23 protein-coding genes are annotated in these 26851 nt (G+C 60.9%); 14 read left to right on the forward strand and 9 right to left on the reverse strand.

Features of this window, described 5'->3' with window-relative positions:
• The first annotated feature begins 7 nt into the window (after nucleotides 1-7).
• Both nuoN and NPS47_RS12520 read left to right on the forward strand, forming a co-directional pair.
• On the forward strand, nucleotides 8-1477 hold the full coding sequence (nuoN, locus tag NPS47_RS12515; RefSeq protein ID WP_274295246.1) for an NADH-quinone oxidoreductase subunit NuoN: 1470 nt from the start codon (nucleotides 8-10) through the stop codon (nucleotides 1475-1477).
• Nucleotides 1478-1667: 190 nt separating this feature from the next.
• A complete protein-coding gene (locus tag NPS47_RS12520; protein ID WP_274295247.1) occupies nucleotides 1668-3752 on the forward strand; it encodes a TonB-dependent receptor family protein in 2085 nt (694 codons plus the stop codon).
• Here NPS47_RS12520 and NPS47_RS12525 read toward each other — a convergent pair.
• The 3 genes from NPS47_RS12525 to NPS47_RS12535 all read right to left on the reverse strand — a co-directional run bounded on the left by NPS47_RS12525 (nucleotide 3749) and on the right by NPS47_RS12535 (nucleotide 6046).
• Complete coding sequence (locus NPS47_RS12525) at nucleotides 3749-4813, reverse strand: AI-2E family transporter (protein ID WP_274295248.1); 1065 nt, start codon at nucleotides 4811-4813, stop codon at nucleotides 3749-3751. The two genes, NPS47_RS12520 and NPS47_RS12525, sit on opposite strands and share 4 nt — an antisense overlap.
• Before the next feature lie 73 nt (nucleotides 4814-4886).
• Nucleotides 4887-5291 (reverse strand): hypothetical protein, encoded by a 405-nt coding sequence (locus NPS47_RS12530; RefSeq protein ID WP_274295249.1) that lies wholly within the window; start codon nucleotides 5289-5291, stop codon nucleotides 4887-4889.
• Between the two features lie 44 nt (nucleotides 5292-5335).
• Entirely contained in the window at nucleotides 5336-6046 is a 711-nt protein-coding gene (locus NPS47_RS12535) for a cyclic nucleotide-binding domain-containing protein (RefSeq protein WP_425313507.1), read from the reverse strand.
• Between the two features lie 269 nt (nucleotides 6047-6315).
• On the opposite strand from NPS47_RS12535, the gene yegQ reads away from it, so the two are divergent.
• Entirely contained in the window at nucleotides 6316-7638 is a 1323-nt protein-coding gene (gene yegQ, locus NPS47_RS12540) for a tRNA 5-hydroxyuridine modification protein YegQ (protein WP_425313509.1), read from the forward strand.
• On the opposite strand, the gene NPS47_RS12545 is transcribed toward yegQ, so the two are convergent.
• The gene (locus NPS47_RS12545; RefSeq protein ID WP_425313508.1) at nucleotides 7619-9946 is read right to left on the reverse strand and encodes an acylase; all 2328 of its coding nucleotides are present in this window, start codon (nucleotides 9944-9946) and stop codon (nucleotides 7619-7621) included. The genes yegQ and NPS47_RS12545 overlap by 20 nt on opposite strands.
• A 212-nt stretch (nucleotides 9947-10158) precedes the next feature.
• Between NPS47_RS12545 and NPS47_RS12550 the strand changes: the two genes are divergently transcribed.
• Nucleotides 10159-10545: a fe2+ zn2+ uptake regulation protein gene (locus tag NPS47_RS12550; protein ID WP_274295251.1), complete on the forward strand. Its 387-nt coding sequence runs from the start codon at nucleotides 10159-10161 to the stop codon at nucleotides 10543-10545.
• Nucleotides 10546-10581: 36 nt separating this feature from the next.
• On the opposite strand, the gene NPS47_RS12555 is transcribed toward NPS47_RS12550, so the two are convergent.
• The gene (locus NPS47_RS12555; protein WP_038612844.1) at nucleotides 10582-10770 is read right to left on the reverse strand and encodes a hypothetical protein; all 189 of its coding nucleotides are present in this window, start codon (nucleotides 10768-10770) and stop codon (nucleotides 10582-10584) included.
• A gap of 158 nt (nucleotides 10771-10928) precedes the next feature.
• On the opposite strand from NPS47_RS12555, the gene NPS47_RS12560 reads away from it, so the two are divergent.
• The 4 genes from NPS47_RS12560 (at nucleotide 10929) to NPS47_RS12575 (ending at nucleotide 13361) form a co-directional block, all read left to right on the forward strand.
• Entirely contained in the window at nucleotides 10929-11390 is a 462-nt protein-coding gene (locus NPS47_RS12560; RefSeq protein ID WP_274295252.1) for a hypothetical protein, read from the forward strand.
• A gap of 218 nt (nucleotides 11391-11608) precedes the next feature.
• Nucleotides 11609-12004: a Mor transcription activator family protein gene (locus NPS47_RS12565; RefSeq protein WP_274295253.1), complete on the forward strand. Its 396-nt coding sequence runs from the start codon at nucleotides 11609-11611 to the stop codon at nucleotides 12002-12004.
• A gap of 66 nt (nucleotides 12005-12070) precedes the next feature.
• On the forward strand, nucleotides 12071-12709 hold the full coding sequence (locus NPS47_RS12570) for a DUF2589 domain-containing protein (RefSeq protein WP_274295254.1): 639 nt from the start codon (nucleotides 12071-12073) through the stop codon (nucleotides 12707-12709).
• Nucleotides 12710-12827: 118 nt separating this feature from the next.
• The gene (locus NPS47_RS12575) at nucleotides 12828-13361 is read left to right on the forward strand and encodes a DUF2589 domain-containing protein (RefSeq protein WP_274295297.1); all 534 of its coding nucleotides are present in this window, start codon (nucleotides 12828-12830) and stop codon (nucleotides 13359-13361) included.
• A gap of 6 nt (nucleotides 13362-13367) precedes the next feature.
• On the opposite strand, the gene NPS47_RS12580 is transcribed toward NPS47_RS12575, so the two are convergent.
• The 3 genes from NPS47_RS12580 to NPS47_RS12590 are packed head-to-tail and all read right to left on the reverse strand — an operon-like array spanning nucleotide 13368 to nucleotide 19498.
• Complete coding sequence (locus tag NPS47_RS12580; RefSeq protein ID WP_274295298.1) at nucleotides 13368-17021, reverse strand: translocation/assembly module TamB domain-containing protein; 3654 nt, start codon at nucleotides 17019-17021, stop codon at nucleotides 13368-13370.
• Between the two features lie 17 nt (nucleotides 17022-17038).
• Complete coding sequence (locus NPS47_RS12585; RefSeq protein WP_274295255.1) at nucleotides 17039-18781, reverse strand: autotransporter assembly complex protein TamA; 1743 nt, start codon at nucleotides 18779-18781, stop codon at nucleotides 17039-17041.
• Nucleotides 18782-18838: 57 nt separating this feature from the next.
• Entirely contained in the window at nucleotides 18839-19498 is a 660-nt protein-coding gene (locus NPS47_RS12590; RefSeq protein WP_274295256.1) for a GNAT family N-acetyltransferase, read from the reverse strand.
• A gap of 162 nt (nucleotides 19499-19660) precedes the next feature.
• Between NPS47_RS12590 and xthA the strand changes: the two genes are divergently transcribed.
• The 3 genes from xthA (at nucleotide 19661) to NPS47_RS12605 (ending at nucleotide 23107) form a co-directional block, all read left to right on the forward strand.
• Nucleotides 19661-20473, forward strand: coding sequence for an exodeoxyribonuclease III (gene xthA / locus NPS47_RS12595; protein ID WP_274295257.1), 813 nt, complete (start codon nucleotides 19661-19663; stop codon nucleotides 20471-20473).
• 147 nt (nucleotides 20474-20620) lie between these two features.
• Nucleotides 20621-21943, forward strand: coding sequence for a substrate-binding domain-containing protein (locus tag NPS47_RS12600; RefSeq protein WP_274295258.1), 1323 nt, complete (start codon nucleotides 20621-20623; stop codon nucleotides 21941-21943).
• A gap of 156 nt (nucleotides 21944-22099) precedes the next feature.
• Entirely contained in the window at nucleotides 22100-23107 is a 1008-nt protein-coding gene (locus NPS47_RS12605; RefSeq protein ID WP_274295259.1) for a TerC family protein, read from the forward strand.
• A 42-nt stretch (nucleotides 23108-23149) separates the two neighbouring features.
• Here the strand turns inward: NPS47_RS12605 and NPS47_RS12610 are convergent, their stop codons facing one another.
• On the reverse strand, nucleotides 23150-24379 hold the full coding sequence (locus NPS47_RS12610) for an acyl-CoA dehydrogenase (protein ID WP_274295260.1): 1230 nt from the start codon (nucleotides 24377-24379) through the stop codon (nucleotides 23150-23152).
• Nucleotides 24380-24517: 138 nt separating this feature from the next.
• Here NPS47_RS12610 and NPS47_RS12615 point away from each other — a divergent pair, with 138 nt between their 5' ends.
• The 3 genes from NPS47_RS12615 (at nucleotide 24518) to NPS47_RS12625 (ending at nucleotide 26835) form a co-directional block, all read left to right on the forward strand.
• Entirely contained in the window at nucleotides 24518-25447 is a 930-nt protein-coding gene (locus NPS47_RS12615; RefSeq protein ID WP_191832123.1) for a LysR family transcriptional regulator, read from the forward strand.
• 68 nt (nucleotides 25448-25515) lie between these two features.
• Entirely contained in the window at nucleotides 25516-25917 is a 402-nt protein-coding gene (locus NPS47_RS12620) for a MerR family transcriptional regulator (RefSeq protein WP_038612868.1), read from the forward strand.
• 18 nt (nucleotides 25918-25935) lie between these two features.
• Complete coding sequence (locus NPS47_RS12625; RefSeq protein WP_274295261.1) at nucleotides 25936-26835, forward strand: hydroxymethylglutaryl-CoA lyase; 900 nt, start codon at nucleotides 25936-25938, stop codon at nucleotides 26833-26835.
• Nucleotides 26836-26851 lie beyond the last annotated feature (16 nt).

Raw genomic sequence — 26851 nt, forward strand, 5'->3', positions numbered from 1 at the left:
GAGCGCTATGGACCTGACGATTCAACACTTTATCGCGCTTGCGCCACTGCTGATTACCACCATCACCGTTGTCGTGGTGATGCTGGCAATCGCCTGGCGCCGCAACCACTCGCAAACCTTCCTGCTGTCGACCGTGGGCCTGAACCTGGCCCTGCTGTCGATCCTGCCGGTACTCAAGGTCGTGCCACTGGCGGTCACTCCGCTGCTGACCATCGACAAGTTCGCCTGCCTGTACATGGCGCTGATCCTGGTCGCCACCCTGGCGTGTGTAACCCTCGCCCATGCCTACCTGGGTGACGGTGGCAAAGGCTACCCAGGCAACCGCGAAGAGCTGTACCTGCTGATCCTCATGGCTGCCCTCGGTGGCCTGGTACTGGTCAGCGCGCAGCACCTGGCCGGCCTGTTCATTGGCCTGGAGCTGCTCTCGGTACCGGTCTACGGCCTGGTTGCGTATGCCTTCTTCAACAAGCGTTCGCTGGAAGCCGGCATCAAGTACATGGTGCTGTCGGCCGCCGGTTCCGCTTTCCTGCTGTTCGGTATGGCCCTGCTGTACGCCGACGCTGGCAGCCTGAGCTTCGACGGTATCGGTAAGGCCTTGGCCGCCACCAACATGCCAAGCCTGCTGGCTCAGCTGGGCCTGGGCATGATGCTGGTCGGCCTGGCGTTCAAACTGTCGCTGGTACCTTTCCACCTGTGGACCCCGGACGTCTACGAAGGTGCTCCGGCACCGGTCGCCGCCTTCCTGGCCACCGCCAGCAAGGTTGCCGTGTTCGCCGTTGTCGTGCGCCTGTTCATGCTCTCCCCTGCCGCCAGCAGCGGCGTGCTGACCACCGTGCTGTCGGTGATTGCCGTCGCCTCGATCCTGATCGGTAACCTGCTGGCGCTGACCCAGAGCAACCTCAAGCGTCTGCTCGGTTACTCGTCCATCGCTCACTTCGGTTACCTGCTGATCGCCCTGGTGGCGAGCAAGGGTCTGGCCGTTGAAGCCATCGGTGTATACCTGGTCACCTACGTGATCACCAGCCTGGGTGCCTTCGGTGTCATCACCCTGATGTCGTCGCCATACAACGGCCGTGACGCAGATGCCCTGTACGAGTACCGCGGCCTGTTCTGGCGCCGTCCGTACCTGACCGCGGTACTGACCGTGATGATGCTGTCGCTGGCTGGTATTCCGCTGACCGCAGGCTTCATCGGCAAGTTCTACATCATCGCTACCGGCGTCGAGTCGCAGCTGTGGTGGTTGGTCGGTGCCCTGGTGATCGGTAGCGCCATCGGCGTGTTCTACTACCTGCGTGTGATGGTTACCTTGTTCCTGATCGAGCCGAACCTGCGTCGTCACGATGCCCCGCTGAACTGGGAACAGCGCACCGGCGGCGTCATGCTGCTGGCCATCGCGATCCTCGCCTTCGTGCTGGGTGTGTACCCGCAGCCATTGCTGGACATGGTCCAGCATGCAGGCCTGCAACTGATCGGTTGAACGATCTTGCTACAACAGACACCCCGCTTCGGCGGGGTGTTTTTTTATGGCTGAAATTGTCATCGCGGGGCAAGCCCGCTCCCACCGGGTTGCCCAAATCCTGTGGGAGCGGGCTTGCCCCGCGATGAGACTGTGCTTCGTCTGATGGTTGCGACGTCAGATACCCGCTCACAGTCCCGGAACCCCATCGATGTGCCCCACCCTACCCCGCTCCTCCCTCGCCCTGTTGATTTCCTGCGCCGCTTCCGTCCAGGCCAGCGATGGCATTGAACTTGGCCAGGTGCTGATCCAGGAACAAGAGCAGAGCGAGCTGCAAGACGCTCGCGAACGTCTGAATCAGGTACCCGGCGCCACCAACCTGATTGACATGCAACGGGTGGAACAAGGCCGGGTCGCCAGCAATCAGGATGTACTGGCCTACCAGCCGGGCGTGTTTGCCCAGTCTGCCGGCAACGACGGCATCAAGTTGTCGATCCGCGGTTCGGGCATCAACCGCGCGCCGGGCAGCCACGGCTCAGGCGTCTACACGATGTTTGACGGCCTGCCGCTGACCGGCCCCGGCGGTACACCGTATGAGTTGTTCGAACCGTTGTGGCTGAGCCGCGCTGAAGTCCTGCGCGGCGCCAACGGTTTCGACCGCGGCGCCCTCGCCCTGGGCGGCGCCATCGACTACATCACCCATACCGGCCATGATGCCGCGCCCTTGCAAGTGCGCTATGAACTGGGCAGCCGCGGCTATGCCAAGCGCCAGATCAGCTCCGGCCAGGTGTTGGGGGATCTGGACTACTACGTGGCGCTGACCGATTCTGAGTACGACGGCTATCAGGATCACAGCAGCGGCAGCAGCAAGGGCATCGCTGCCAATCTCGGTTATCGCTTCAGCCCGACCCTGGAAACCCGCTTCTACCTGCGCTACCGGGAAACCGAGAATGACCTGGCCGGGCGTCTGACCAAAGAACAGATCAAGCACGATCCGCGCGCCGCCAATCCGCTGTACCTGAGCCGCGATGCCAGCCGTCCGCAACCGGGCAGCACCTGGTTGGGCAACAAAACCACGTTCTTCCTCGATGACGATTCGCGCTTGGAGACTGGGCTGGTCTACCACGACTACCCGATGGACCTGCGCGAAGGCGCCAACCGCCTGAAGGTGGCCTATAGCGACGTCAGCGGTACATTGAACTATTTCCGTCGCGATACGCTGTTCGGTCATGAGAGCAACACTACCGTCGGCTGGCGCACGACCAAGCACCTGCCCAACAGCGGTGCTTCCGAGTTCGTCCGGGTCTCGGAAAAAAGCAATAACAACCTCCCCGTTGGCACCCGCACCCGTGACTTCAGCTACCAGGGCTCCGACAGCGTCGTACATGTCGGTAACGATCTGGAACTGGTCCCCGATCTCTGGCTGACCAGTGGCCTGGCAATGATCTACACCCGTCGCGAAAGCGCGGTGACCTACCCGGAGAATGGCGGCAAGGTCAGCCAGCATGACTGGGACTACGCACCGCGCCTGGGCCTGCGCTATGACCTGAGCCCGAGCCTGCAACTGTATGGCAACCTCAGCCGCTCGGTGGAGCCGCCACATCCATGGGCGCTGATCTGGAGCTCGCCGAAGGTCAACGGCCAACAAATCCAGCCCATTGAAATGCAGAACCAGACTGCTACCACCCTTGAGCTGGGTGCCCGCGGTGAGTCGTTGATCGGGCGCTGGGACCTGGCCTGGTACTACTCGGACGTGCGCCACGAGCTGTTGGCGGTCGAAATCGCGCCCGGTCTTCCCGCCGCCGAATTCAACGCCAGCCCCACTGTCCATCAGGGCATCGAAGCAGGCCTAGACAGCCTGCTCTGGGAACGCGGCGGCGTCGGCAAGCTGTCCCTGCGTCAGGCCTATACCTTGAGTGACTTCCACTACCGCGACGACGATGTCTTCGGTGACAACCGCCTGCCCGGTATCCCGATGCACTACTACCAGGCCGAACTGCGCTTCGACCTGCCGAGTGGTTTTTACGCCGGGCTCAATACCCAGATGGCATCCAAGGTCCAGGTCGACTACGCCAACAGCTATCCGGCCGACGCCTATGCCCTGCTCGGGGCAACCTTGGGCTATAACGCGCCGAATCAGGACTGGCAAACCTGGATCGACCTGCGCAACCTGACCAACAAGCGCTACGCCGCCACCGTCACTCCCGGCTACAACGACAACGGCAAGGACATTGCCCACTCGACCCCCGGCGAAGGCTTTGGGGTATACGCCGGGGTGTCCTACAGCTTCCGCTAGCTGGGTAGTTGTACCTGTGGTTTGGTCGAAACGAAGATCGCCCAGCTGGACATGAACAGCGCGGCGATCAACGGACCGATGACAAAGCCATTGAGGCCGAACACCGCCAGTCCACCCAGGGTCGATATCAGGATCAGGTAGTCGGGTATTTTCGTGTCCTTGCCCACCAGCAGCGGGCGTAACACGTTGTCCACCAGGCCGATGACGAACACGCCGAAAGCCCCCAGCACCGCACCTTGCCAGAACGCACCGGTGGCAAAGAAATACACTGCAACCGGCGCCCAGACGATTCCCGCCCCGACTGCCGGCAACAGCGACAGAAAGGCCATCAGCACCCCCCAGACCAGGGCACTGGGAATATCCAGAATCCAGAAGATGATGCCGCCAAGGGTGCCCTGGGTTACCGCCACCAGCAGGTTACCCTTGACGGTGGCGCGCACCACGCGGTTGAACTTCAGTTGCAGGCGGCGTTTCTGCTGCTCGGCCAACGGCACCGCCGCGCGGATTTTGCGCGCCAGTTCGGCGCCGTCACGCAAAAAGAAGAACAGCAGGTAGAGCATGACGGCAAAACTCACCAGGAAATCGAAGGTGCCCTGGCCGAAGCTGAACGCCTGGGTGGCGAAGAACTGGCTGCCCTGCAGGGCGCCCTTGGTAATTTTGTCGCGCAGGCCAGCCAGATCGCCCATTCCCATGCGCTCCAGGCTGTTTTGCGCGAAGGCCGGGAGAATATCCTTGAAACGCTCGATGTAGCCGGCAAGGTCCAGCTCGCCGCTCTCAAGGCGCTTGTACAACGCCGCACCTTCCTGCACCAGCAAAGTGCTGATGATGATCACCGGCAGGATGGCAATCACCAGACAGATCAGCAGCGTCAGGCCCGCGGCCAAGTTGCGCCGCCAGTCCAGGCGCGTCAGCAATCGGCGCTGCAGCGGGGCGAAGAGAATGCCAAGGATCACCGCCCAGAACACCGCACCGTAGTACGGCAACAGGATCCAGATGAAGGCGATGGTCACCAGGGCCAGTAACAGATGCAGGGCCTTGTGCTGCACGGCGGTTTCGTTCATGTGCGCTCCGTTGCTGTTCACAACGTTAGTGCACGGCGCAGTGGCAAAAGTGCCGTGCGCCCCCGACATGCGGTCAGGCTCCGACTGGCCAGTTCTCCAATGCGCGCCCAGCGCTCGAGTCGCTTTCCCAGAAATACCGAGCGCTCAATTCGATTGGCACGTAAGCCGGGTCGTCACTGTCATTACTTGCATCGTTCACGCTTGCAGGCCCCTGGGCAATACCCGCTGGCGTCACGTCGTACCAGGCCCTCTGCCCGAGTGACGTACTCCAGGTCGTCAAACTGTGCAAATCCGGGTTGGCGAAGGTGAAGGTGCAGTTGCTCACACCTGCCAGATCTTGCCCTTTCCAGTTCCAGTGGTAGGTGGTGTCCACCTGTGCTCGTTCATTCAAGGTGTAATGCGGCTCAAAGGCGGGACGTGAATCAGCAGGCTGCGCAATCGTGACGGACCAGGGTCCATGCGAAAGAATCAAAGTCATTGAGGGTCCTTAAAGCAGGCTGAGCGCTGCCATTGATCCATCGGCTAGTGGGTAGGCTGAATGGGTTGGAGAAGGCGCACTTGTTTGCCGTCGACTTCGATCTGGCCATTTTGCTGGAGACGGGTGAACACCCGGGAAACAGTCTCTCCGGCCAACCCCAGGTAATTGCCGATTTCGTTACGTGAGATGCTCAGGTGCAGCTGATTGGCTGCGTACCCAAGCGAGTGAAAGCGTGCCGACAGGTTGACCAGCAAGGACACAACCCGTGCATCGGCGGCTTTTTTCGAATGCACCCGGGTCATTTGTTGGGTATTGCGAATCTCACTGCTCATCGCCCGCATCAAATGCCGGCGTATCTGCGGCAACCGGATCAACAGCTCGTCGAGCGGCGCGAAAGGAATTTCGCACACCTCGGCGGTTTCCAGCGCCTGGACTGATACCGGGTACGCTTCGCAACCCAGCCCTGACAGGCCTATCGACTCGCCGGGCAGATGGATGCCGATGATCTTTTCTTCACCGGTTTCACTCAGGCAAACAGACTTCAATGCACCAGACCGTATCACGTAGATCGAGCTGAAACTGTCGCCCTGGCGAAACAGAAAATCGTTCTCTTTCAGGCCCCGGACATGTTTGACCACGTCATCGAGCCTGTCGACTTCTTCGGGACTCGCTGAACCAGGCAGGCACAGCGGCGCGAGACTACAGGTTCTGCATTGCGTCTGGCGGTTAGCCGGCAATCGAATGGGCTCAGGCATTTATCGGGTCCTTATGGTGGAACACACGGTGCGCCTGACCTCTATCCATCAAGCGCACTTTACGGGCCAGACCAGTGTCCCGTGCGCCTACTCCAAACACCCCTCAATAATCGTTATTTGATATCAAGCCATTGATTTTATTGAATTAACACAAAGAACCGGCACGCAAAATCCGACGCAAACGCAAGCGCCGGCAAAAGCACCGTTGACATGGATCAATTACCCGCCGGGGCATTACCGGTAGCATCCGCGCCTTTTGCCGCGACCTGATCATGACCTCGTTTGCCAAACCTGAATTGCTCGCCCCAGCCGGCACCCTGAAGAACATGCGTTACGCTTTCGCCTATGGCGCCGACGCGGTTTATGCTGGCCAGCCGCGCTACAGCCTGCGCGTGCGCAACAATGAGTTCGACCACGCCAACCTGGCACTGGGCATCAAAGAGGCCCAGGCCCAGGGCAAGCGCTTTTACGTGGTGGTCAACATTGCCCCGCACAACGCCAAGCTCAAGACCTTCCTCAAAGACCTGGCGCCAGTGATCGAAATGGCCCCGGATGCGCTGATCATGTCAGACCCGGGCCTGATCATGCTGGTGCGCCAGCACTTCCCGCAGATGCCGATTCACCTGTCGGTACAGGCCAACACGGTGAACTGGGCCAGTGTCGAATTCTGGCGCAGCCAGGGACTGACCCGGGTGATCCTGTCCCGCGAGCTGTCACTGGAAGAAATCGAGGAAATCCGCCAGCAGGTACCGGCCATGGAGCTGGAAGTCTTCGTCCATGGTGCCTTGTGCATGGCCTACTCCGGCCGCTGCCTGCTGTCGGGTTACCTCAACCGCCGCGACGCCAACCAGGGCAGCTGCACCAATGCCTGCCGCTGGAAGTACAGCGCCACGGCGGCCACTGAAGACGCCAGCGGCGATATTGTCCGCGAAGTACAGCCGACCCTGGGGATCGGCGCCCCCACCGACCAGGTGTTCCTGCTCCAGGAAAGCAATCGCCCGGATGAAGACATGCCGGCCTTCGAGGACGAACACGGCACCTACATCATGAACGCCAAGGACCTGCGTGCCGTGCAGCACGTCGAACGCCTGACCCGCATGGGTGTGCATTCGCTGAAGATCGAGGGCCGGACCAAGTCGCACTTCTACTGTGCCCGCACCACTCAGGTCTACCGCCAGGCCATCGATGATGCCGTGGCGGGCCGGGATTTCGACCGCAGCCTGATGCTCAATCTCGAGTCATTGGCCCAGCGCGGTTACACCGAAGGCTTCCTTCGCCGTCACGTGCATGACGAATATCAGAATTATCAGCGGGGCAATTCAGTGTCCGAACGCCAGCAGTTTGTCGGTGAACTGACCGGCAAACGCGTCGATGGCCTGGCTGAGGTGAAGGTCAAGAACCGCTTTGCCCTGGGGGATCATCTGGAACTGATGACCCCACGGGGCAACTATCATTTCGACTTGCATCAGTTGCGCGATGGTCAAGGGGCACCGATCGAGGTGGCCCCGGGAGACGGGCATACCGTCTACCTGCCGATCCCCGAGCAGGTAGACCTGGGGTTTGGCTTGTTACTCAAGGAGCTGATTCATTAACGGCTGTGGCCACTGCCGTCGCGTCCGTCTCGCGTATGACCTGTGAGTGATACTGTGGATCAGCCTTGATCTGTGCCTCGGTGAAGGGAATCACGTGCCACTGTTTGGCCGAAAAAGCCCGTGTCTGATCACTGGCATGCGCCGAACCTGCCTCACTGGACTCAGAGAAAGCCAGCAGACCCAGCGCTTGAGGCCCCTTGGTATCAAAGGTCACCAACTGCAAGTAACTGGTGCCACTGACTACCCGTCGTTTGCCGGGCGCCGTCGGAACACTCTGGATCGCGTTGTAGACCCCCAGACTGGCAGGCCCGCCATGAATCGGCGTGCCATCGGCGGCTTGCTGGATCTGCCCCCACTGCACCTGTGCAGTCAGGCCGGCCTTCTCCACCTCGGCCAGCGAGGCCAGGGCGGCTTCCTTCAAGGCGGCTGCCACGTCGGCGCGCTCGACTGCCAGTCCACGCGGGGTGTGCTGCGGATCGCCCGGATCAAACGCTACTCGCCAGATATCCGAACGCTGTAGCAGAGGCTCGAGCATGTTCTGGAAATGCACCAGCCCGATGCCACTGTCGAGGTCGGCGCGCAGGTTCCAGGCTTGCAAGCTGCTGCACAGCGTCGTCAATTGCGAATCCGGCGCTTGCTTACCACACCATTGCAACAGATCCGGCATCAGCAGTTGCGCCAGATAGACCTGGTTGTCCATCACCATCTGCTGCAGATCCGCGCCGGTCAGCTTGCCCTCGCGGGTCAAGCGCTGCAGGGCAAAGCGGCTGCGTGGTCCCAGGGGCTGGTCTTCGCGACTGACCAACGGCGAATAGCCACGTAACGGCTGCGCCGGGTTGACCATCCAGGCCGAGTCGTTGGAGTGCTGGATATAATCACCACGGCTCAGGCTCGGCAACAGTTGGCTTGGAAAGATGCCCGGCTGCGCCGCACGCGGGTCAATTTTCCAGTTGCAGGCACTGCGCGAACCGTCGAGCACAATCAAGTCCTGTCCCGCTGCCGGATCGCTGCACTGTGCCAGCAGGGCAGCATCGACAAAAGGCACCACCGACTGATTCAGGTACAAGGTTTGCCCCTTGGCGTCCACGGCCAGGGTGTTGACCCAGGGAATACCCTGCAATCGATGCACCGAGTCCTGCAGCGCTTTCAGGCTGTCTGCCTGGTTCATGCTGTACCACTGCTGCAGTACGCGGGTGTTGTCCAGGTTGGCGTCGCGCAAGCTGAAGGCGTGCTGCTTGTTCCAGTCCAGCCGCCCGGGCCACTGTACGACCGGGCCAAACACCGAACTGTAGACGTCACGGTTCACCGGAGTGAGCTTGCCATCCTCGCCCTTGACCATCACCGTCAGACGTTGGCGGCTCATGGCTAGCGACTTGCCATCGAGCAGGTAGCGGGTCGGATCCTTGGGGTCGAGTTCAAGCCGATACACCGTGAAGTGCCTGGAAGTATCCACCGTGTGGGTCCAGGCCAGATGGCGGTTGAAACCGATGTTGATCAGCGGAAGACCGGGCAAGGCCGCGCCCATGACGTCCAGCTTTCCGGGCAGGTTAAGCTGCATCTGGTAAAAGCGCATGCCGCCTGCCCAGGGGAAATGCGGGTTAGCCAGCAACATGCCATGACCACTGGCCGATCGCTCGCTGCCGACGGCCACCGCATTGCTGCCGCGCTCCAGCGCGAAATTGTTCTGGCGTGCTTGAGCCACGCTCATATCCACGCTCAGGCGCGCGACGGCGTTGGGCGGGGTAGCGCCCGCCACGGCTTCGGCAAACTGCCCGACTCCGCCTTCGACCAACAAGCGCCGGGTGAGCTTGACCAGATCAAGCGTGGTGATCGGTCGCAACCACTGCGCCTGCAGGCATTGCGCCCCCTGCCCCTGGGCCACGCGCTCGGCCAGTGCACGGTTGTAGCCCTTGGCATAACCTTCGAGCAGGGCCCGTACCTGCGCCGGTTGCGCCTGCCAGAAGCCGAATACGGCGGAGGGCGTGTTGAGCCAGCTGAAAAACAGATCGCTGGCGAGGTTCTCGCGCTGTTCGAAGGTCACCTGCTCAGGCCCGAAGTAACGTGAACGCTCGGCGTTGACCGTGACCACTTCATTGGCCAGCAGGCAGAGGTTGTCCTGGGCATAGGCATAACCAATGCCATAGCCCAGCCCCTGTTCGTCCCGGGCCAGGATGTGCGGTACGCCAAAGCTGGTGCGACGAATTTCAGCACCGGCATCACCCGGAGCAACGCGGGCCTGGGCAGCAAAACTGAGGCTGAACAGCAGTCCGGCCAGACAGACGCCTGCCAACGGATGGGATTTGATCACGAACACTCCTGCACCGATCAGGGAACTATTGATCCTGATTGAACGAAGCACAGGCAATAAATTTACCGAATCCGCCTCACCGAAACGTCTTTACCTAAGTGGCTCGATAATTTTTTTCCCAGGTACTGCAGTTTTGCCACGCTCATTCGTCTTAATAGGTGTAGGGAACAATTTTGACGGTATCTGGACTGGCCACGAAAGGGAGCGTTCACATGTATAACCAGCAACAGGCAGCGATCGCCAACCGCCCCGAGCGAAAACCTCGGCAAGCCTTGACAGTAAAAGTCGACAACAGCGAAACCGAGCGTCCCGGCAACGAACATATTCGCGAACTGCTCAGGTCATTCGGGTTGCGCACCAGCCTGATCCGCCTCAAGGTCATCGACGCCTTGCACATGGCCGACAGGAACGGGCGCAGCATCGGCGTACGCGGCGTCCATAGCCAGCTTGAACAGCTGGATATTCCCCTGTCGTTCCTCAGTGTGCGCGAAGTCCTCAAGCGTTTGTGCGTCGAGGGGGTGATCAGCATGGGCAACGACAAGTGCTACAGCCTCAACCCCGAGGCCCGCAGCATTCTGGAGCAAACCTGCCCACGCTGAGCGAAAGGCCGGCAACTGCCGGCCGCGCGGATCAGGTCAAAGCTTGACCTTGCGGCGCATGATGCCGTTGATCACCACAACCGCGACTGCCACCGCAATGGCAATGTACTGGAACACTTGTTCACTGATCGTCCCCTGCTTCTGCAGGTAGGACAGACCGAGCATGATCCCCAGTACCAGCAGGGAGATCAGAATGGAATATTTCAGGCGTTGACCTTGAGTCATTGATAGTTCCTTGCAACATCGGGGTAAGGGCCAGGAACGGCCCATGCGCATCATACAACGCAGCCTTGCCGCGAGCGGACAATTTCCTCCTTCTGTAGTGACCTTCCTCCTGAAACCATAGCGTCCCGGGCATAGTCCCAGACGAATGGAAACTGGCCATGCTCATCGGTCGATTACTCAGTTGCATCACCTTGCTGGTTGGCCTTGAAGCCCAGGCGCTCCCCACCATGACACTTACCCCCGATCAACGCATTGCACTGGGTAAGCAACTGGCCGAACACGCGGGGGCCAGCCAGTGGCAACAGCTCTGGCAACGCTCGCGTCAGGCCGGGTATCTGTACGAACAATCGACTACCCCCCACTTCAGCCTTGATTCCAGCGAACTCATCAAGGCAGCAGCCCTGACCCTGTCGCAGCCAAAAGAGACAAGTGCAGTCAACCAGACCCAAGTCCTGTATCGCCGGGACTTCTCCCCGAAAACCGTAGGTAAACACGCACAAACCAGCCTCAGCGCCGTGTGCATCTGGGTGGACTGGCGCACCCTGCCGGAGCACGCCGTGAACTGGCCCGGCCCCTACCTGGGGCAGATCAGCCTGCTGCTAGTGCATCCCTGCCAGTAAGCATGGGTTGCCAGACCTCGTACCCCTCACTCAAGCAACTGGAACGCAGAACCAAGGCGTTACGCAATATCTTCCATGGTTTTCCTATTCCCATGGCCCACCTTGCCTACAAACCATATACCCGATGCTCACCGCCCCTGCTGCGCTTGCTGCCTGTTACACACGGCCGGGATGTTCAAACATGAAGGTGTCAAGCCAATCCCTACAAGGAAGTCACCATGGAACTGCGCGACCTCAACCGTATTGACATCCACCAGCTACCCCACTCGCTACAGATGCTCATCGAGTGTCTGGGCATTGAAAACGCCTACAACTTGACCTGTGCTTTCGGTGGCCGCCCCAAGTACATCCCCAAGCATCGTGAGCGCACCACCCTGGCGCAGGTTCTCCCCGCGGCAGCCCTGGACGCCCTGATCAAACGCTTTGCCGGTATGGCTCTGGAAATTCCCAAGGTCGACCACTTCCTGCGCCAACTGCGCAATCAGCAAATCCAGCAGGAAAGCGCCGAGGGCCTCTCGCGCAGCATGCTAGCCAATAAATACGGCTTGAGCTTGCGCCAGATCGGCAACATTCGCCGCCAGGAGTCGTGTGCACAAACTCGCCTCACCCCTTGAGCCGCTAACCTCGGCACTCAAGGCAAACCCGCACAATGATGTGCATTCAGTAAAAGGAATTCCCTGATGGCAACTATCGATAACAGTTTGATCGGCTCGGTCATGAATGCCTTGCCACTGGACCGCATGATCTCCGGCCCCTTGCAGGCGATGATTCAGGCGCAAGTCACCGCTAGCAAGTCGTACGCCGACTTTCTCATGGGCGTCTGCATTCAGGATGGCAAGGCCGTTGCCATTCAGTTCGACTACGACGAAACCATCACCGATGAACAAGGGGTCTACAAGGGGACTGTCTCCAAGAAGATGCAGATCCCGCTGCTGGCAGCGGTTGCCCACCCCAATATTGTCATCGAAGAAGGCAACATCGACTTTGAATTAACCATCAGCCAGCAAGCCGAGAGCACCACTGAAACCGGCGGTGAGGCGAGTTTCGGCGCCTCGCTGGGTTGGGGGCCGTTCAAACTCAATGTCAAAGGCCAGGTCAGTCACAAGTCCAGCCAGACCCGTAAAACCGACACCCGTGCACGCTATGCCTTCAACACCAAGGTCCGCCGCCAGGATCCGCCAGAAGCCTTGATGCGTGTGATTGATTTCCTCACGGAGGCGGCTACCAAGCCGGTGGTCATGGCTGATGCCACCGCTCAGAACCTTGAAGCACTGCCTGCATCGGCCCTGCCAATGCCTGACAAGGCAACGCAACCCTGATTCATACCCGCTCGATCATGTTTTGCCAACAATCCCGGCCTCTCACTCGTGAGAGGCCTCCTGCCAGAAACACAAGGAGCGCGAACGCTTGGATGATCTCTCCGCAAAAAACGCCCCCATCACCGCCAGCGATCTTTGTGACATTACCCGAGGCCTGCAAGAAGCCGCTGCCGCCACCAACAATCTGATCGCCCAGCAGTACATCAAACTCTTCGATCAGTTTTTCGACTATGACGCCCAGGCCCTGGGCTCACCGATGAAGGCCAAGATGGTTGAAGTGGCGATGGATGATCAGCACAAGATGCACGTCCCGCTGATTGCCCTGGTTTCACCCAGAGGACTGGCACTGGAACGTATGCAGGTCGATCTGTCGGTGAAAATCCAGAATACCGAGACCACCAAGGCCAGCGAGAATCTGCAGCGCGAGCGCTTCTATGTCACGGTAGGCGGCCAGAACAAGCGTAACGGCGACGCCCGTGATCCCGATGAAGTGCAGATCCGCATGCAGTTCCAGGCGTGCGAGCCTCCCGAGGCGCTGAACCGTCTGATCGAGGAATACACCAACCTGATCAGCCCGCAACGACTGCCTGACCATCCCAAGCCCACGGACGACAGCAACGAATTCATCGAAGCTGCCACCGTCCGCGGATAGCGATTATCAAAAATCACGCTTGTAGAAAATATCCAGGGAGCTTGCCAGGCCACTGGCGGCCTCCAGATAGACCTTCTTGCTCAACTTGTAGCGCAACGCCACCGTATTGACCGGTTCGAATACACCCACGCCATAGCGCAAGCTCAAACGCTCGGTGAGGTTGCCACTGGCTACCACACTGGTGGTGGTGCCACTGCCTTGGGTGTCCAGCTGGAAGTCGTCGATGCCCAGGCTTGAGGCCAGGCTGCCGGTAACCCCGGCACTGGTAGCGAGCCCCAGGCCAAGTGCTGCCTGGGCGAGCATGTTGTTGTCTTCACCTGTAGTGCCAAGTGGTCGCCCCAATACCAGGTACGACAGCGCCTGCTCCTGGCTCATGGCCGGCTCGGAAAACACCTGGGTGGTGGGCTGTTCGGCGCTACCGCTGAGGCGGATACCGGCAATCACGTCATCGGTCTGACGGACAGCTTCGATGTCCAGGTAAGGCTGGTCGATAGGCCCGGCAAACAGCAGGCGCGCACGCCGGATGGTCAGTCGCTGACCGTAGGCACGGTAACGACCATCGGCCAGGCTCAGCTCCCCACGGGTGTCGAGGTTGTCACCGATGTGCACATGCCCCAGCAGATTGGCCGTCAGGCCAAAGCCGCTGAACGAAAGCTTGTCCTGGCCGACCTCGACATCAATGTCCATGGCGACGGCCATCGGCGCCTTGCCCGCTTCGGTCTGATGGCCGACGATCACTGTGTCATCAGAAACCTTGACGGTCGAAGGCGGCAGTTCGCGCACGGTTATCTTGCCTTTGGGCACCCGCACCTTGCCCGCTACCGCCAGCTTGTCATCCACCAGGCTGATCTTGAGGTCCGGCGCCACCTCCAGGTTCGCATAGGGCTCGACGCTGACCGGCAGGCGTTGGCCCTGCAGGTGCAGATCAACCAGCAGCGCCCGTCCCCAGCCGATCTGGCCACGCAAGCTGCCCTGGCCGGCTTCACCACTTTTCCAGGCACCATTGAGCTGTACCTGTTCACCGGCAATCAATGCCTGCAGGTTCAGGTCTTGCAGGCTGACCGGCAGTTCTGCCCCTGCGACTTCGCCACCGGTCAGCTTCAGGTTGCCATTGACCTGCGGCGCCAGCAACGTGCCAGACAACTGCCCGCTACCGTTCAACTGCCCGGCCAGGCGCTCGACCATCGGCGCAAACGGGCGGGCGATGGAGAGATCCAGCCCGCTCAGACGGAAGTCGCCGCTCAGCGGTTTGTTGCGGGTTAACGGGTCAAGCCGGGTGACCAGAGACAGTTCGCCCAGACGTTCACCTTTGAAGTCCAGACGGGTATCAACTCGGCGTGGTGCCAAGGTGCTTTGCAGACGCAGGGTCTGGTAAGGGAAGTCCAGCCATTGGCCCTTCTCTCGCAAGCGCAAGGTGCCGCCGCTGGCATCGATCACGATGGTGCCTTTGGGACCGCTGGCGGGCACATCCAGATTGATGTCGGCATTGAGCAGACCCTGCCAGGCAAAGTCCTTGGGCAACCATTGCGCCAGGCTTTGCAACGGGAATTGCTTGAGGTGATAACGCAGACGCGGCTCGGGGGCCAGACGCTGGTCGTCACCGCATAGGCTGGCTTGCCCGGAGCGCCAGCAATGGGCACCGAAATCCAGCTGCCCGGAGGCCAGGCGCTGGAGTTTCGCCGGTGCCTGCAAGCGCCAGTCCTGGCCACCGGCCTGGATCTGGCCGCTCGCCAGGCGTCCACGCCAGTTGCCCTTGTCCAATTGCCCATCCAGGCCCAGGTCAAGCTTGAGCTGCGGTCCGTCCAGCGCCAGTTCCAGCTGCTGTTGGCGAATATCGCCACGACCTTTGGCGTTGAGCACACCCAGAGAAGTATCACCCAGACGGATACCACCCGCCTGCAGGTCGATCACTGCACGTTGGGCACTGTCCAGCCGTGCATCCAGCGTCAAGCGCTGCAAGTGATTGTCGGCCTGGGCCAGTTGCTGTCCCTGCAAGGTCAGCGTGCCTTGCGGCGCCTGCAGGGTACCGGCGACTTCCAGCTTACCCTTGAGCTGCCCCTGCAGGTGCGGCCAGAGTTGCCCCAGGCGTGGCAGGTTGAGGTCCAGCTGACCGGCCAGACGCTGCTGCAGGCTGCCACTGCCGTTGATATGGTTGTCGCCCAGACGGATGTCCAGAGTGCCGAGCGTCCAGGTCTGCCCGGCGCCCTGGGCGACAGCCTTGAGCACCGCCGGCTGACCGCGCAGGCGGCCCTTGAGGTCAAGGTCGGCGTCCAGACTGAGTTCGCCGTTTTTGATCTGGCCCTTGCTGCGCAGCGGACCGGCCAGCGTGCCGGGCAGCTCGGCGAGCCAGTAGGCCGGGTTCAGCGCCGACAGTTCGAGAGCGGCGTCCCAGGCCACCGCATCGGCAAACTGCACACTCACACTTCCCGCGAGCTTGCCTTGGCCGGCATTAAGCGCCAACTGTGGCAGTGCAATCTGCTGCAGGTCGCCCTTGAACGGACTGCTGAGGCTGAACGCACCCGCCGGCCCGTCAAGATCGCCCTTGAACTCGCCCTGATAGTTGCCATCGCGGTATTGCACCTGGCCATTGAAGCGGCGCAACGTGACCTGCGGCGCTGGCTCCAGCGGATACAGACGCAGCCAGGGGAAGTCCAGCCAATCGATGGTCGCCTCGGCGCTCAAGCCTTTTTGCCAGTCGGCACTGGCGGTGAGTTTCAGACGCTGATCCGCGCTGGCAGTAAGGTCCAGAGCGCTCAGTTGCGCCCCCTTGGCATCGACCTTGCCCTGCAGGCTCAAGGCTACAGGCTGCTGTTCAGCCGGCAGGCTGGCTGAACCGAGCAATTGATAGCCACTTTGCAGGTTACCTTTGGCGCTGAGTTCAAGATTGTTCAACTGCAGGGTGTCAGGCAGGTCGGCACCCGGCTTGAACGCCGGGGCACTGATCTGTAGCTTGGCCGGCAACTGTTCGGCCAGCGCCTGCAGCTCGCCATTGAGCCGGGCGTTCAGGTAACCGCTGCTGTCGGCGCTGAGCTTGAGGGTTTTCTGCAGCTCGCCCTCAACCTGCAAGGCCAGTTGCCAGTCCTGACCATCAACCTTGGGCAACTGCAACTGCCCTTTCATCTGCAGCGGCCAGTCGCCCTCAGGTTGCAGCTGGCCTTGCAGGCTCAAATGCAAGTCATCGCGTTGCAGTTGCAGGCTGTCGATCTGCAATCCAGCGACGGTCCAGTGAGCTGCCAGTTGCAACTGGCTCAGTTGTTCATTGCCATCCAGGCGCAGATGGCCGATACGCCCCTCACCCAGCTCAATTGCCAACGGCAACTTCAGCGCGGGTAATTGCAGCGGCCCACTGTCGGGTTTGTCCTCGCCAGGAGCGAAGGCGAGATTGACCTGCTCGGCCTGCAGGCGCTCGATACACAAGGTCATGCGCAACAGGCATGATGGTGACCAGGCGAACACCGGTGCAACCAGCTCGACCCGATCAGCGCCCTGCTCCCACAGCACACGCTCAGCTTGCCACTGACCGCCCAAACGTCCCTGGAACTGCTCAAGCTGCAAGCCCGGCACCAGCCCCAGCGCCCAGCGGCTGCCCGCCTGGGTCCCTAGTAAAAGGCCCAATGCGAACACCACCAGAAGCAGCAGTGCCAGCACCGTGAGCAGGATATTTCTGAAAACGCGACTCACAATTCCGGCCCCATGGAGAAGTGCAGACGAAAGCCGCCATCGTCATCCAGCGCATGGGCCAGATCCAGACGCAACGGCCCGACCGGAGAGACCCAGCGCACGCCAATACCGACACCGGTCTTGAGGCTGGGAAATTCCAGGTTATTGAATGAATTACCCTGGTCGACAAAGGTCGCCACCCGCCACTTCTCCATCACTTCGTACTGATACTCGGCACTGCCGGCCACCAGATAGCGGCCACCGATCCGATCGCCATCGGAGTTTTCCGGCGACAGGCTCTGGTAGTCATAACCGCGCACGCTCTGGTCACCACCGGCAAAGAAACGCAGCGATGGCGGAATCGAACTCTGATAGTCGTTGGTAGCGCTGCCACCGAACTGCACGCGGCCAAGAAAGCGATGCTTCTGGCCCAGCGTGGTCAGACCCTTGAGCACCACATTGGCATGCAGCAGGTTGGTATCGGACACCAGCCCTTCTTTGGCTGCCTGTACATCGAACTGCAGACGATAGCCGTTGTGCGGGTCAATGCGGTTGTCGCTGCGCAGATAGGAATAGCTGACGCCAGGCATCAACAGGTTGCTCAGACCCGAGTCATCCCCGAGCCGATACTCTTCGCGCTGGTACTTGAGCGACAACACGCGCTGCCAGCCACTGGGCAGCTTGCTGTGCCATTCCGGGCCAACAGTGAGCAGCTTGCTCAAGGTATCGGTACCGGCAATTTCTTCGTTCTGGTAGCCGCCGGCAAAGCGGAATTTGTCGGTCAACGGTGGGTCGAGGGGAATGTCGTACCACAGCCCGACGTTCTGCCGAGGGGCCGACAACTCGGTTTCCCAGCCATAGCTATGGCCTTGCGGGTTGACCCAGTGACGGGTCCAGTTGGCCTTGCCACGCGGCCCGACGTCGGTCGAAAAGCCCAGGCCCAGGCCCATGGTGCGTGGTTTGCGGGTGCTCAGCTGCACGGCGACGGGAATGCTCTGCTCTATCGCTGCCGTGGGGGCGGCATCGACGCGCACGCCCTCGAAGTAGCCACTCGATTGCAGGGCATTGTTGAGTTCGGCAATCAGCTCGGAATCGTAGGGGGTGTCGGCCTTGAACGGCACCATGCGCTGCAGCAGGGTCTCGTCGAACGGCGTGTCGCCGGCAAAACTGACCTTGCCCAGGCGGTAGCGTGGGCCACTGTCATAGACCAGCTCGATGTCGGCAACGCCCGCCTGGGGGTCTACCGCCAGGCGCTGGCGCAGGAAACGCCCGCTGAAAAAACCGTAGCGCGCAGCCTGGTTCTGGATCAGCCGTTTGGCGTCATCGTAATGACCATGGTTAAGCACTTCGCCGGAGCGCAGGGCTTTGCTGTCGGGCAAGCGGAAAGCCTTGAGCTCGCTGGCCGGTCCCTCAATGCGGATGGTTACGTCACGCAGGTGCACAGGTTCGCCAGGGTCGATGGTGAGGATCAGTTGCGGGCCTTTGTCGGCCTTGGCCGGTGCCTTGACCTCACTGTCGATCTGCGCCTGATAGTAGCCCAGTGCCTGGGCCGCCTTGCGCGCCTGCTCGACTGCACCACGGCTGAAGCGCAGCAGCGCTTCTTCATCGCGTTTACCAAGGCTGCCGATATAGCCCTCGACATTGGCCTTGAGTTCGTTATTGGCAGGTTTGACCTTCACAACCAGCTCGCTCTGCGCATACGCGGCAACGCTGGCCATCCATAGAATCAAACCGCAGGTGAATCGTCCTGAATACGTCATAGGCGCGGATGCTACCAGAGCTTGGCGCCAGCATGGAGTCCGAGGCTCTCCCGCCTGCTATGCAGGCACGGCCGATGCACGTTGAGATGACTGGGGGTTGGGATGAAAGAACACATGTTCGCGAACAGGTCCTACAGCAATTTCGCCGATTTCCTGGTAGCCCTGGCGCTGATAAAAGGCCAGATAGTGTTCATTTCCGGTATCCAGTACCACACCGTGGGAATGTTCGTCCTCGGCACACCAGTCATGCACAGCTTGCAACAATTGCTCACCGTAGTGCTTGCCCTGGAACTGCGGATGAATCCCCAGCAGCGGCAACACGTGCACGGCATCGCCCGGCAGACAGGCCATCAGCGCTGCCTGATAATCGAGGTAGCGGCGGGTACAACGAAAACCCGTACTCAACACCATGCGCATACGCCAGGCCCAGCTTTCGGTGATACCCAGACGACGCTGCGGCGGTGCGATCAGCGCAATACCGATCAACCGATCGTCGACCAGCAGCCCCAATGCCGGCAGTTCCTGAAGAAAATGTTGCCTGACCCGTTCACGCACCGTGGCGCGAATGCGCTGGTCATAGCCAGGACGCTGAGCTTCGAACAAGAAGCCAAACGTCGGCTCATGCCGATAGGCGTGATACAACAATGAACGCGCTTCACGGCTGTAGCCGCCATCAAGCAGGCGGACCTGAGCCGGGACGGCAGTCGATTCGGTCATACAGACACACCTCCACAAATGGGCATTCATTGCCTTCGAGGCGTACGTTGCGCCGACGTTCACCCCGAGCACCACGTTAGCAGCCTATGCAGTGGTGCGCCACGCTGGCCGCAGCCGTCGATGTCGGCTAGGATCCTTGGTTTTATCAGGATTGTGTTTCCCATGAAGATCGTCTCGTTCAACATCAATGGCCTGCGCGCCCGGCCCCATCAGTTGGCGGCGTTGATCGAAAAGCATCAGCCAGATGTCATCGGCCTGCAGGAAACCAAAGTCAGCGACGATCAGTTTCCGTTGGCCGAGGTCCAGGCCCTGGGTTATCACGTGCATTTCCATGGCCAGAAAGGCCACTACGGCGTCGCCCTTCTCTCGCGCCAGGCGCCACTGACGCTGCACAAAGGCTTTGCCAGCGACGAAGAAGACGCCCAGCGCCGCTTTATCTGGGGCACCTTCGCCGATGCCGATGGCACACCGATCACTATCATGAACGGCTACTTCCCCCAGGGCGAAAGCCGCGACCACCCGACCAAATTCCCGGCCAAACAGCGCTTTTACAGCGACCTGCAGGCATTGCTGGAAGAACAGTTCAAGAACGATCAGCCGCTGCTGGTCATGGGCGATGTGAACATCTCGCCCGAAGACTGTGACATTGGCATCGGCGCCGACAATGCCAAGCGCTGGCTCAAGACCGGTAAGTGCAGTTTTCTTCCCGAAGAGCGCGAGTGGATGGCTCGCCTGAAGAACTGGGGCCTGGTCGACAGCTTCCGCCACCTGCACCCTGAGGTGGCCGACCGTTTCAGCTGGTTCGACTACCGCAGCCGCGGCTTCGAAGACGAGCCCAAGCGTGGCCTGCGCATCGACCTGATCATGGCTTCCCAGGGCTTGCTGCCGCGAATCAAGGCAGCCGGGGTCGACTACGACCTGCGCGCCATGGAAAAGCCTTCGGACCATGCGCCGATCTGGCTAGAACTGGCGTAACACCTGATTTTCGCGGGGCAAGCCCGCTCCCACCGGTTTTGCATACGCTGTGGGAGCGGGCTTGCCCCGCGATTGTTCCTGTCATCTTACGGTCATCCAACCGTCTTAATCTGCGGCACATCCTTTGCCCGAAGAGTGCCTGCCGGCATGTTCCGCCACCTCAGCCTTATTCTGCTGTGCCTGCTTCCGCTCCTTGCCCAGGCAACCCCTGACACCGCGGCTCAACTACGTATCCAGGGCTCGAACACCATCGGTGCGGCGCTGGCGCCAGCGTTGGTCAAGGGCTTGCTGGAAGCTCAAGGCGCCAGCCATATCGCCATCGCAACGACCGCTACTGCCAACGAAATCCAGATCAGCGCCCAGGATGCCCAGGGCCACCCCCTGCGCATCGACATCGCCGCCCACGGCAGCAGCACCGGCTTTGCCGCACTCAAGGCTGGACAGGCCGATCTGGCTGCGGCCTCACGTCCGATCAAGCTCAATGAGCTACGCGAACTTCAAGCACTCGGCGACCTCAACAGCGCCGCCGCCGAACAGGTCATCGGCCTGGATGGCGTCGCCGTGATCGTCCACCCCGACAATCCACTGCCGCAATTGAGCACCAGGCAACTGGCGCAAATTTTTTCCGGACGGATCACCACCTGGGAGCAACTGGGTCTGGGCAACGGGCCGATTCACCTGTATGCCCGAGACGACCGCTCAGGCACCTTCGAAACTTTCAAGGCGCTGGTGCTCGATGCCGCCGGGCAGACGCTGGCCAGCTCGGCCCGGCGCTTCGAATCCAGTGAGCAATTGGCCTCTAGCGTCCTGACTGACCGCCAGGCCATTGGTTTCAGCAGCCTGGCGTCAGTACATGGCGCCAAGGTGCTGGCGATTGCCGATGGCGCCTCCCGCCCCATGCTGCCAAGCCCGACACTGGTAGCCAGCGAAGATTATCCGCTGTCCCGACGCTTGTACTTCTACCTGCCGCCAACCCAGGCCACACCGTGGGCCCGGGCGCTGGTGGAGTTTGCCCAGAGCCGCAAAGGGCAGGCCATTGTCACCGGCAGCGGGTTTGTCGGGCAGCAAGTAGTGGCGGTCAAAGTGCCGCTCGCCGACAACATGCCGTTGCCCTATCGGATGCTGGCCCGCAACGCCCAGCGCCTGTCGGTGAACTTCCGCTTCCAGGAGGGCAATGCCAGCCTGGACAACAAGGCATTGCGTGATGTGCAGCGGGTGGTCGAGTTCCTGCGCCAGCACAACAAACTGGAACAAAATGCCGTGCTGGTCGGATTTGGAGATGCCAAGGACGATCCCGAGCGCGCCGCCCTACTTTCTCGCCTGCGCGCCATGGCCGTGCGCCGGGAGCTGGCCAGGGAAGGAGTAACTCTGCGCGAGATCATCGGCCTGGGCGACGAACTGCCGGTGGCGACCAATACCGCCGAAGAGGGGCGTATCCGTAACCGACGGGTTGAAGTCTGGGTCTACTGATGCCCCGCGCAATTATTTGTAACAGCCCCGATTGGGCGTCAGCGTTCCCCGCAGCTAGGCTTTGATGAGTGACGCCGGGCCCCTCTGACGGCTGCCAAGCCGCCATGTCGGAGTCACTGTTGCTTTTTGGCAACGTCGACAATCAAGGAGGGGCGCATGGCGGCTCTACAAGCATTTCTCGAAAACGACATTCTCGGCACCAGCACCTGGTTCTGGCTGGCATTCATTGGCATTGTCCTGACCTTGCTGGTACTGGACCTAGGCGTACTGCATCGCAAGGCTCACGAAATCGAGATGCGCGAAAGCCTGCTGCTGTACGCCAGCTATTTCAGCGTCGGCATGTTGTTTGGCGGGTGGGTGTGGTGGGAGCTGGGCGCGCAACGTGCCCTGGAGTTCTACACCGGCTTTCTGGTCGAACAGTCGCTGTCGATGGACAACGTCTTCGTCATGGCGATGATCTTCAGCTACTTCGCCATCCCCCGCCTCTACCAGCACCGCGTACTGTTCTGGGGCATCCTCGGCGTGGTGGTGTTGCGCGCGATCATGATCGGCGTCGGCAGTGCCCTGGTTCAGGAGTTCGCCTGGATCCTCTATGTGTTCGGTGCCTTCCTGCTGGTTACCGGCATAAAGATGCTGTTCTCCCGCGAGGAAGCCCACCCGGACCTGGCCAACAACCCGGTGCTCAAGTTGGTGCGCGGCCATTTGCGCGTCACCGATGACCTGCATGGCCCGCGTTTTTTCGTGCGCCTCAAGGCGGCCGGGCAGAGCAAGGCCGTGCTGTACGCCACCCCGCTGTTCCTGGCACTGGTGCTGATCGAGCTGGCCGACCTGGTGTTTGCCGTCGACAGCGTGCCGGCCATCTTCGCCATCACCCAGGACCCGTTCATCGTCTACACCTCGAACATCTTCGCCATCCTTGGCCTGCGCGCCCTGTACTTTGCCCTGGCGGCACTGATGCATCGCTTTGTCTATCTCAAGTACGCCCTGGCTCTGGTGCTGATCTTCATCGGTAGCAAGATTTTCTATCACGGCCTGATTGGCGCGGTGCCGGCCTTGCTGTCGCTGGGGGTGACCGTGGGCCTGTTGAGTGGCGGCATAGTGTTGTCACTGTTCAAGACCCGCGAGCAGCCGCACCATCCTGCAAATTCCGGCAACCACAAATGAGTCAGGCCCGCATCGGCGGGCCTGACTGTCAGCGCCTGCGGATCAATGCCCGCTGCGCAGCATTTCCTTGGGAACGTACTTACCGATTTCGTACTTGCCGATCGCCGCCCGGTGCACTTCATCCGGGCCATCGGCCAGACGCAGGGTGCGTTGCATGGCGTACATGTAAGCCAGCGGGAAGTCACCGCTAACCCCGGCACCGCCATGGATCTGGATCGCCCGGTCGATGACCTTCAAGGCTACGTTCGGCGCCACCACCTTGATCTGGGCGATCTCGCTGCGAGCGACTTTATTGCCCACCGTGTCCATCATGTAGGCGGCCTTCAGCGTCAGCAACCGGGCCATGTCGATTTCCATGCGCGAATCGGCGATCTTGTCGACGTTACCGCCCAGGCGCGCCAGCGGGCGGCCAAATGCGGTGCGCTCCACCGAACGCTTGCACATCAGCTCAAGCGCCCGCTCGGCCATGCCGATCGAGCGCATGCAATGGTGAATGCGTCCAGGGCCAAGACGCCCCTGGGCAATCTCGAAACCACGCCCCTCACCCAGCAGCACGTTCTGGTAAGGCACCCGCACATTCTCGAACAGCACTTCGGCATGACCATGGGGAGCATCGTCGTAACCGAACACCGGCAGCGGCCGGACGATCTTCACCCCGGGAGTATCGGTGGGTACCAGGATCATTGAATGCTGCTGGTGACGCGGGCCGTCCGGGTTGCTCAAGCCCATGAAGATCATGATCTTGCAACGCGGATCACAAGCGCCGGAGGTCCACCATTTGCGGCCATTGATCACCCACTCGTCACCCTCGCGCACGGCGCGGGCGGCCATGTTGGTGGCATCGGAAGACGCCACATCCGGCTCAGTCATGGCAAAGGCGGAACGGATATCACCCCGCAGCAGCGGTTCCAGCCACTGACGCTTCTGCTCCTCGCTGCCATAGCGCACCAGCACTTCCATGTTGCCGGTGTCCGGGGCCGAGCAGTTGAACGGCTCGGGGCCCAGCAGCGATCGGCCCATGATTTCAGCCAGGGGCGCATATTCCAGGTTGCTCAAGCCTGCGCCCAGCTCCGACTCGGGCAGAAACAGGTTCCACAGCCCTTCAGCCTTGGCCTTGGCCTTGAGCTCTTCCATGATTGCGGTCGGCTGCCAGCGATCGCCCTCGGCAACCTGGCGTTCGAACACCGCCTCGGCGGGATAGACATAAGCATCCATGAACGCCGTGACACGTTCGCGCAACGCCTGGACCTTGGGTGAATAGGCGAAATCCATGGGCAGTACCTTCAGTGGAAAGAGGATCTGATGAAGAGCCTAGATCAGCGAGCAAAATCCACCTAGTCTATTCTCGGCGTGTATAAACATTCATAACCAATATATGATTGACCCATAACACCAACAAGAGCAGCGCCCATGAACCTGAGCAAGGTCGATCTGAATCTGTTCATCGTCTTCGATGCCATCTACACCGAAGCCAACCTGACCCGCGCCGGGCAGATCGTCGGCATTACCCAGCCTGCAGTGTCCAATGCCTTGTCGAGGCTACGCGAGACCTTCAACGACCCGCTGTTCGTCCGTACTGCGCAAGGCATGGTGCCTACACCCATGGCACAGAACATCATCGGTCCGGTGCGCAATGCCCTGTCGTTGTTGCGCGTGTCGGTGCAGGAAAGCCGTATCTTCAATCCCCTGCAGGCAAACAAGACCTTTCGCATCAGCATGACCGACCTCACCGAGGCGGTGATCCTGCCGCCATTGTTTCAGCGCCTGCGCCGTTTAGCGCCAGCGGTAATCATCGAGAGTTTTCTCTGCAAGCGTCGTGAGACCACCAAGGAGCTGGCTGCCGGGCGCCTGGATTTTGCCGTCGATGCCCCGCTCAACACCGACCCGCAGGTGCGCCACGTCAAGCTCATGCAGGATCAGTACGTCTGCGCCTTGCGTCAGGGCCATCCGATGGCCAAAGACAAACTCAGCCTCGACGATTACCTGGCGATGACCCACATCCATATTTCCAGCCGCCGCAACGGCCTGGGCTATGTCGACCTGGCCCTGGGCAAGATGGGCGTACAGCGCAAGATCGCCCTGCGTTCGCAGCATTACCTGATGGCCTCGCAAGTGCTGCAACAGACCGACATGGTCATGACCGTGCCGGAGCGCTTCGCCCGCCGTCACCAGCTCAACTACCTGAGCCTGCCGGTCAACGATGTGCCACCGCTGGAAACCCACCTTTATTGGCATGAAAGCACCGACCAGGATCCGGCCAACCGCTGGATGCGCGAGCAGATCATTGAGTTGTGCCAGGCAGTGGTGGCGCAGGATGAGCGGGCGCAGGCACAGGCTTGATCCGCAGTGCTTGACGTATACGTCAACCTGCCATTAGGTTAGCTCATGCCCTTTTCCCGAGCCTGACCATGAGCAGCCAGACCTACAGCATCTCCGACCTGTCCCGCGAGCTGGACATCACCACCCGTGCCATCCGCTTCTATGAGGAACAGGGCTTGCTCAGCCCCGAACGTCGGGGCCTTGAGCGCATCTATTCGGCCCGCGACAAGGTCAGTCTGAAACTGATCCTGCGCGGCAAGCGCATCGGCTTCTCGCTGGCAGAGTGCCGCGAACTGATCGAGCTCTACGACCCGACCAGCGGCAACCTGAAACAGTTGCACAGCATGCTGGCGAAAATCGCCGAACGCCGCGCCCAGCTCGAACAGCAACTGCTCGATATCCAGCAAATGCAGCTGGAGCTGGACACCGCCGAAGAGCGCTGTGAACAAGCGCTGGCCGCCACCTTGAACAATCAGAAAAACAGCCATTGAGCCCTGAGGAACCGCGCCATGTCATTGCCTGAAACAGTCCGCCTGGTTGAAGTCGGCCCGCGCGACGGCCTGCAGAATGAAGCCCAGCCCATCAGCGTGGCAGACAAGGTCCGGCTGGTCGATGACCTGACGGCAGCGGGCCTGTCCTATATAGAAGTGGGCAGCTTCGTCTCGCCCAAGTGGGTGCCGCAAATGGCCGGCTCCGCCGAGGTGTTTGCCAACATCAAGCAACAGTCGGGTGTCACCTATGCCGCCCTGGCGCCGAACCTGCGCGGTTTCGAAGATGCCCTGGCAGCCGGGGTGAAGGAAGTAGCGGTGTTCGCCGCAGCGTCCGAGGCCTTTTCCCAGCGCAACATCAACTGCTCGATCAACGAAAGCCTGCAGCGTTTCGTGCCAATCATGGAAGCAGCCCGGGCAAACGACGTGCGGGTACGTGGTTATGTGTCGTGCGTGCTGGGCTGCCCGTATGAAGGCGCGGTGACTGCCGAGCAGGTAGCGCCGGTGGCCCGTGAGTTGTTTGAAATGGGCTGTTATGAAGTGTCGCTGGGTGACACGATCGGCACCGGCACCCCGGGCGCCACCCGCCGCCTGTTCGAGGTGGTCGCCGCGCACGTGCCACGCGCCCAGCTGGCCGGGCACTTCCATGACACCTACGGCCAGGCCTTGGCCAACGTCTATGCCAGCCTGCTTGAAGGCATCAACATTTTCGACAGCTCGGTCGCAGGCCTGGGTGGCTGCCCCTACGCCAAGGGCGCCAGCGGTAACGTGGCCAGCGAAGACGTGCTGTACATGCTTCAAGGCCTGGGTATCGAGACCGGTATCGACCTGGACCGCTTGATCGACGCGGGCCTGCGTATCAGCAAGGTGCTTGGCCGTACCAGCGGTTCCCGGGTAGCACGCGCACGTAACGCGCAGTAATCCCAAGCGGTAACAG

The sequence above is a fragment of the Pseudomonas putida genome, from assembly GCF_028682475.1.
Taxonomy (GTDB): domain Bacteria; phylum Pseudomonadota; class Gammaproteobacteria; order Pseudomonadales; family Pseudomonadaceae; genus Aquipseudomonas; species Aquipseudomonas putida_AG.

Excerpts from the sequence above, each read along its gene's own strand:
- NPS47_RS12565 (WP_274295253.1), top strand. The coding sequence starts at position 11,609 with ATGGAACTGCGCGACCTCAACCGTATTGACATCCACCAGCTACCCCAC.
- NPS47_RS12590 (WP_274295256.1), bottom strand. The coding sequence starts at position 19,498 with ATGACCGAATCGACTGCCGTCCCGGCTCAGGTCCGCCTGCTTGATGGC.
- NPS47_RS12620 (WP_038612868.1), top strand. The coding sequence starts at position 25,516 with ATGAGCAGCCAGACCTACAGCATCTCCGACCTGTCCCGCGAGCTGGAC.
- NPS47_RS12600 (WP_274295258.1), top strand. The coding sequence starts at position 20,621 with ATGTTCCGCCACCTCAGCCTTATTCTGCTGTGCCTGCTTCCGCTCCTT.
- NPS47_RS12610 (WP_274295260.1), bottom strand. The coding sequence starts at position 24,379 with ATGGATTTCGCCTATTCACCCAAGGTCCAGGCGTTGCGCGAACGTGTC.
- NPS47_RS12570 (WP_274295254.1), top strand. The coding sequence starts at position 12,071 with ATGGCAACTATCGATAACAGTTTGATCGGCTCGGTCATGAATGCCTTG.
- xthA (WP_274295257.1), top strand. The coding sequence starts at position 19,661 with ATGAAGATCGTCTCGTTCAACATCAATGGCCTGCGCGCCCGGCCCCAT.
- NPS47_RS12550 (WP_274295251.1), top strand. The coding sequence starts at position 10,159 with ATGTATAACCAGCAACAGGCAGCGATCGCCAACCGCCCCGAGCGAAAA.
- NPS47_RS12560 (WP_274295252.1), top strand. The coding sequence starts at position 10,929 with ATGCTCATCGGTCGATTACTCAGTTGCATCACCTTGCTGGTTGGCCTT.
- NPS47_RS12535 (WP_425313507.1), bottom strand. The coding sequence starts at position 6,046 with ATGCCTGAGCCCATTCGATTGCCGGCTAACCGCCAGACGCAATGCAGA.
- NPS47_RS12615 (WP_191832123.1), top strand. The coding sequence starts at position 24,518 with ATGAACCTGAGCAAGGTCGATCTGAATCTGTTCATCGTCTTCGATGCC.
- NPS47_RS12585 (WP_274295255.1), bottom strand. The coding sequence starts at position 18,781 with ATGACGTATTCAGGACGATTCACCTGCGGTTTGATTCTATGGATGGCC.
- NPS47_RS12520 (WP_274295247.1), top strand. The coding sequence starts at position 1,668 with ATGTGCCCCACCCTACCCCGCTCCTCCCTCGCCCTGTTGATTTCCTGC.
- NPS47_RS12605 (WP_274295259.1), top strand. The coding sequence starts at position 22,100 with ATGGCGGCTCTACAAGCATTTCTCGAAAACGACATTCTCGGCACCAGC.
- NPS47_RS12530 (WP_274295249.1), bottom strand. The coding sequence starts at position 5,291 with ATGACTTTGATTCTTTCGCATGGACCCTGGTCCGTCACGATTGCGCAG.
- NPS47_RS12625 (WP_274295261.1), top strand. The coding sequence starts at position 25,936 with ATGTCATTGCCTGAAACAGTCCGCCTGGTTGAAGTCGGCCCGCGCGAC.
- NPS47_RS12525 (WP_274295248.1), bottom strand. The coding sequence starts at position 4,813 with ATGAACGAAACCGCCGTGCAGCACAAGGCCCTGCATCTGTTACTGGCC.
- NPS47_RS12555 (WP_038612844.1), bottom strand. The coding sequence starts at position 10,770 with ATGACTCAAGGTCAACGCCTGAAATATTCCATTCTGATCTCCCTGCTG.
- nuoN (WP_274295246.1), top strand. The coding sequence starts at position 8 with ATGGACCTGACGATTCAACACTTTATCGCGCTTGCGCCACTGCTGATT.